This is a genomic window from Mesorhizobium sp. M7A.F.Ca.MR.362.00.0.0, assembly GCF_004023175.1.
GTDB lineage: Bacteria > Pseudomonadota > Alphaproteobacteria > Rhizobiales > Rhizobiaceae > Mesorhizobium.
Window position 1 is genome coordinate 1 of the sequence record NZ_RZTF01000406.1, and the last position, 5,603, is coordinate 5,603.

A 5,603-nucleotide genomic window follows, 5' to 3' on the forward strand; every position below is an offset into this window, starting at 1 on the left:
GGGTTACATCAGTCAAAACTCTTCCCTATAAGGCCCTCCTAGCCTGATACCAGAATCGCGAGCACAACCGGCCGGGTCTTCCCGTCCCGGTTTTTTGTGCAAGCCGCCCGCCGAACGGACCTTTGACATGCCAAGACGCACTGACATCAAGTCGATCCTGATCATCGGGGCCGGCCCCATCGTCATCGGCCAGGCCTGCGAGTTCGACTATTCCGGCACGCAGGCCTGCAAGGCGCTGAAGGAGGAAGGCTTCCGCGTCATTCTGGTCAATTCCAACCCTGCCACCATCATGACCGACCCGGAACTGGCCGACGCCACCTATATCGAGCCGATCACGCCTGAGGTGGTCGCCAAGATCATCGCCAAGGAGCGGCCCGACGCGCTGCTGCCGACCATGGGCGGCCAGACCGCGCTCAACACCGCTCTGTCGCTGCGCCGCATGGGCGTGCTCGAGCGCTACAATGTCGAGATGATCGGCGCCGATGCCACGGCCATCGACAAGGCCGAGGACCGCGCGCTGTTTCGCGAGGCGATGAAGAAGATCGGCCTGGAAACGCCGAAGTCGATGCTGGCCAACGCCACCGACGTCAAGAACACCGACCGCAAAACGCATGAGGCCGAGCGCGCCGCCGTCAAGGCCGAGGCCCCTGCCGATCTCGACGCCGCGCTCGACGCGCTGGAAACCCGCTGGAACCTCGGCGAAGGCGACCGCAAGCAGCGCTACATCAGCCATGGCATGGCGATCGCAGCACAAGCGCTCGACCATGTCGGCCTGCCCGCCATCATCCGCCCGTCCTTCACCATGGGCGGCACCGGCGGCGGCATCGCCTACAACCGCGCCGAATTCTACGAGATCGTCCAGTCCGGCCTCGACGCCTCGCCGACCACCGAAGTGCTGATCGAGGAGAGCGTGCTCGGCTGGAAGGAGTACGAGATGGAGGTCGTCCGCGACAGAGCGGACAATTGCATCATCGTCTGCTCGATCGAGAACATCGACCCGATGGGCGTGCACACCGGCGACTCGATCACCGTCGCCCCGGCGCTGACGCTGACCGACAAAGAATACCAGATGATGCGCAACGCCTCTATCGCGGTGCTGCGCGAGATCGGCGTCGAGACCGGCGGCTCCAACGTCCAGTTCGCCGTCAACCCGGCCGACGGCCGCCTGGTGGTCATCGAGATGAACCCGCGCGTCTCGCGCTCGTCAGCACTTGCCTCCAAGGCGACCGGTTTCCCGATCGCCAAGATCGCGGCAATCGCGGCAAAGCTCGCCGTCGGCTACACGCTGGACGAGCTGGAGAACGACATCACCGGCGGCGCGACGCCAGCCTCCTTCGAGCCGTCGATCGATTACGTCGTCACAAAAATCCCGCGCTTTGCCTTCGAAAAATTCCCCGGCGCCGAGCCGGTGCTGACCACCGCCATGAAGTCGGTCGGCGAAGTCATGGCCATCGGCCGCACCTTCCAGGAATCGCTGCAGAAGGCACTGCGTGGACTTGAGACCGGCCTCACCGGTTTGGACGAGATCGAAATCCCCGGTCTTGGTTCCGCCAACCATGCCGACGACCGCAACGCCATTCGCGCAGCCCTAGGCACGCCGACGCCCGACCGGCTGCGCATGGTGGCGCAGGCGATCCGCATGGGCACCTCGCTGGAAGACGTGCACGCCATGTGCAAGATCGACCCGTGGTTCCTCGAACAGATCGCCGGCATCGTCGCCATGGAAGCCCGCATCCGCGAGCACGGCATTCCCGAGGATGCCGTCAACCTGCGCATGCTGAAAGCCATGGGCTTCTCCGATGCCCGCCTCGCGTCGCTGACGAAGACCGACGCCGAAGTGATTCAGAAAGCTCGCGAAAAGCTCGACGTTCATCCTGTTTACAAGCGCATCGACACCTGCGCGGCCGAGTTCGCCTCGCCCACCGCCTACATGTACTCGACCTATGAAGTGCCGTTCGCCGGCGCGCTGGCCAACGAGGCGCAGGTCTCGTCGCGCAAAAAGGTCGTCATCCTCGGCGGCGGGCCGAACCGCATCGGCCAGGGCATCGAGTTCGATTATTGCTGCTGCCACGCCGCCTTCGCGCTGCGCGACGCCGGCTACGAAGCGATCATGATCAACTGCAACCCGGAGACGGTCTCGACCGACTACGACACCTCGGACCGCCTCTATTTCGAGCCGCTGACGGCGGAGGACGTGCTGGAGATCCTGCGCGCCGAACAGGCTTCAGGTGAGCTGGTCGGCGTCATCGTCCAGTTCGGCGGCCAGACGCCGCTGAAGCTGGCGGATGCGCTGGAAAAGGCCGGCATCCCGATCCTCGGCACCTCGCCCGACATGATCGATCTGGCCGAAGACCGCGACCGCTTCCAGAAGCTGCTGCACAAGCTCGGCCTCAGTCAGCCGAAGAACGGCATCGCCTATTCGGTCGAGCAGGCCCGCCTCGTCGCCGGCGAGCTCGGTTTCCCGCTGGTGGTGCGCCCGTCCTATGTGCTCGGCGGCCGCGCCATGCAGATCATCCATGACGAAGGCATGCTGCAATCCTATTTGCTCGACACCGTGCCCGGCCTGGTGCCGGAGGACATCAAGCAGAAGTACCCCAACGACAAGACCGGCCAGATCAACACGCTGCTGGGCAAGAATCCGCTGCTGTTCGACACCTATCTCTCCGGCGCCATCGAGGTCGATGTCGACTGCCTCTGCGACGGCAAGTCGACCTTCGTCTCCGGCATATTGGAGCACATCGAGGAAGCCGGCATCCATTCCGGCGACAGTGCCTGCTCGCTGCCGGTGCACTCGCTGCCTTCCGAACTGGTAGACGAGTTGGAGCGCCAGACATCGGCGCTTGCCCGCGCGCTCAATGTCGGCGGCCTGATGAACGTGCAATATGCGATCAAGGACGGCACGGTCTATGTGCTGGAGGTCAACCCGCGCGCCTCGCGTACCGTGCCCTTCGTCGCCAAGACCATCGGCCGTCCGATTGCGAAGATCGCCGCCCGCATCATGGCCGGCGAGAAATTGGAAGACGCCTTCGCCCATTACGGCGCGATGCCCGACCCCAGGAACCCCGGCCACATCGCGGTCAAGGAAGCCGTGTTCCCCTTCGCCCGTTTCCCCGGCGTCGACATATTGCTCGGCCCGGAAATGCGCTCGACCGGCGAGGTCATGGGCCTCGACCGCGACTTCGCGCTGGCCTTCGCCAAGAGCCAGCTCGGCGCCGGCGTCGACCTGCCCCGCTCCGGCACGCTGTTCGTCTCGGTGCGCGACGAGGACAAGAAGGGCATACTGCCGGCGGTCAAGCGCCTCGCCGGCCTCGGCTTCAAGGTGCTGGCCACATCAGGCACAGCCCGCTTCCTCGCTGAAAACGGTGTCGATGCCCAGAAGATAAACAAGGTGCTGGAAGGCCGCCCCCACATCGAAGACGCCATCCGCAACCGCCAGGTGCAGATCGTCTTCAACACGACGGACGGCCAGAAGGCGGTGTCGGACTCCAAGTCGCTGCGCAGGGCGACGCTGATGCAGAAGGTGCCGTACTACACGACGCTGTCGGGTGCCGCTGCGGTGGCGGAAGCGATTGCGGCGCTGAAGGCGGGGAGCCTGGAGGTTCGGCCGCTGCAGGAGTATTTTGCTTAGGGCATTCCCTTGCTGGTGGGATGAAGCGATTTTGACCGAGTCTTATCCGAAAGTATTTGTCTGCCTGAATGACGTTCAAACATAAGGATTCATAGCAGCGGTAATGAATTTAGCAATTTTAGTTTTTCCGTGATATTTATTTACCTTGTAATTCCAGATCGACCACGGAACAAGAACATCCTGCTCACCGAGTACATGCGGAAGGCCGTTTCCGGTGCCGAAATTGAATGTAATTCCTCTATCATCAATGTTAAAATTTTTTAACATTGACAGTGCCGTCATATATTCTGGGTTGACGAAAGTTGAAAAACTAACATCAAATTCATCCGTATCATCCCCTATCGACTTAGAATTAACGCGAAATATGTCATCGCATCTCTTTAATATCTTCACAGCTTCGTCTTCAGAAACTTCGAATAGGTCTTCAAATTGCACGAGGCCGCAATCCTCTCCTCCGAAATTGAACGTTGTCAGTGAATGATTGGGATGCGCAGCTCCCGACCAATAGTCACCGTATGACTTTTGGAGCGATATTATACCGTCTCGGCTGAAATGCTCCCGCACATAAACGCTCAAGTCCGACTTTCCAGGTCGCCCCACCCAGTCCGTCATTCCTCGCAGAAAATCATAATAATCCCCAAGAGCAACTTTCGCTATGTGAGAGTTTATAAATCGAAAATAATTTGAGGAATCTCTGTACTGTATAAATTCGATATCAACGTTATATCTTTTCTTCTTTTCTGAAATCTTTTCAATAATCGTAGGGCTATCACCTTCTAATTTGGCAAGGTATCGGTCAATATTATTCACTGTTTTATCTTCACCGAGCCGCTTGGCCACCGACCTCGCGGAATTAAGCAACGTTTTTGCCCATCCGCCCGAGCCATAGTCAAAATATTGAAACTCCAATAATTCACTCGGAAGCGACGCCTTTCCGACACGCATAGGGACAAGGTAGGTCTGCCCTCGAGGTCTCCTGGCTGATTCCTCGAGAATTATTCTTATCTCTCTTTGTAATTCACCAACTTTTGTCGACGTCTCCTTTGAGACAACCAATAGAATCAAATCAGATTTTTTGATACTTTCTTGTAAACTCCTCTTCCACTCATCTCCAGGCGAGAGAGATACCTTGTCAAAAAAGACATCGACTCCAACCTCCGACAAATGGAGAAAAACCTCCTTTGCATTCTTCTCGCGCTCTCGCGCGTAGCTGATAAAGGCTTTCATTGAATTATCTCACCGTTTCCAGATGCCCGAAATTCTACGCAATCTTCGACTTTATTAACAGCTTTTCGAAGTAGGCACACTAAGTTCCAAAGCCAAATAGCAACGGATCAGCAAACAGGATTTCACTGCACCGTTCCACCTGTTTGCAAGGCCAAATGACAAAGTTCAACAGCGATATTTCTAACCTCGTTGTCGGCCCTCACGCCACCGCCACGCACTCGATCTCAATGTCGAACTCCATCGGCCATGACGCCACCGGCACAAAACTCCGCGCCGGCGGGTTGACGTTGAAGTACCGGGCATAGACCCGGTTGATGGCGTTGTAAAAGCCGGAGTTGACGGCGTAGATGCGCACCATCACCACGTTTTCCAGCGAGGTTCCGGCCGCTTCCAGGCAATGTTTCAGCGCCTTCAGCGACGCCTCGGTCTGCACCTCGATGTCGCCGCGCACCATCTCGCCGGTCACCATGTCCACCGGCGGCGTCGCCGAGATGAACACGAAGCCATTGGCCTTCACAGCCGTCGAGCACGGCAGGCCAAGCGCCCGCACCTTGGCCGACATGACAGGCACTTCGATGATTTCTTTCTTCATGGCAAATCTCCCTTGTTTGCAGGGAGCTTATCCCCGCACTGGCGGAACGCCAGCGCCGTTCTTCCCTTCTCCCCTTGTGGGAGAAGGTGGATCGGCGCGATAGCGCCGAGACGGATGAGGGGTGGTCCAGCGGAGTGAGACGTTGGCGTTCCCTGG

General features: G+C 58.8%; 3 protein-coding genes. 1 reads left to right on the forward strand and 2 read right to left on the reverse strand.

Translation table 11 applies throughout. The annotated features are described in order from the left end of the window. Positions 1-127: 127 nt before the first annotated feature. Positions 128-3,628, forward strand: coding sequence for a carbamoyl-phosphate synthase large subunit (gene carB, locus EOC06_RS31435; protein ID WP_128309616.1), 3,501 nt, complete (start codon positions 128-130; stop codon positions 3,626-3,628). A 75-nt stretch (positions 3,629-3,703) separates the two neighbouring features. On the opposite strand, the gene EOC06_RS31440 is transcribed toward carB, so the two are convergent. Then, positions 3,704-4,855, reverse strand: a complete 1,152-nt coding sequence (locus tag EOC06_RS31440) for a toll/interleukin-1 receptor domain-containing protein (RefSeq protein WP_128309617.1) — start codon at positions 4,853-4,855, stop codon at positions 3,704-3,706. A 199-nt stretch (positions 4,856-5,054) separates the two neighbouring features. Further along, a complete protein-coding gene (locus tag EOC06_RS31445; protein WP_128309618.1) occupies positions 5,055-5,447 on the reverse strand; it encodes a Rid family hydrolase in 393 nt (130 codons plus the stop codon). Positions 5,448-5,603 lie beyond the last annotated feature (156 nt).

Bases quoted from the DNA above. Each gene is read 5' to 3' on its own strand.
- carB (WP_128309616.1), top strand. From the start codon at position 128: ATGCCAAGACGCACTGACATCAAGTCGATCCTGATCATCGGGGCCGGC.
- EOC06_RS31445 (WP_128309618.1), bottom strand. From the start codon at position 5,447: ATGAAGAAAGAAATCATCGAAGTGCCTGTCATGTCGGCCAAGGTGCGG.
- EOC06_RS31440 (WP_128309617.1), bottom strand. From the start codon at position 4,855: ATGAAAGCCTTTATCAGCTACGCGCGAGAGCGCGAGAAGAATGCAAAG.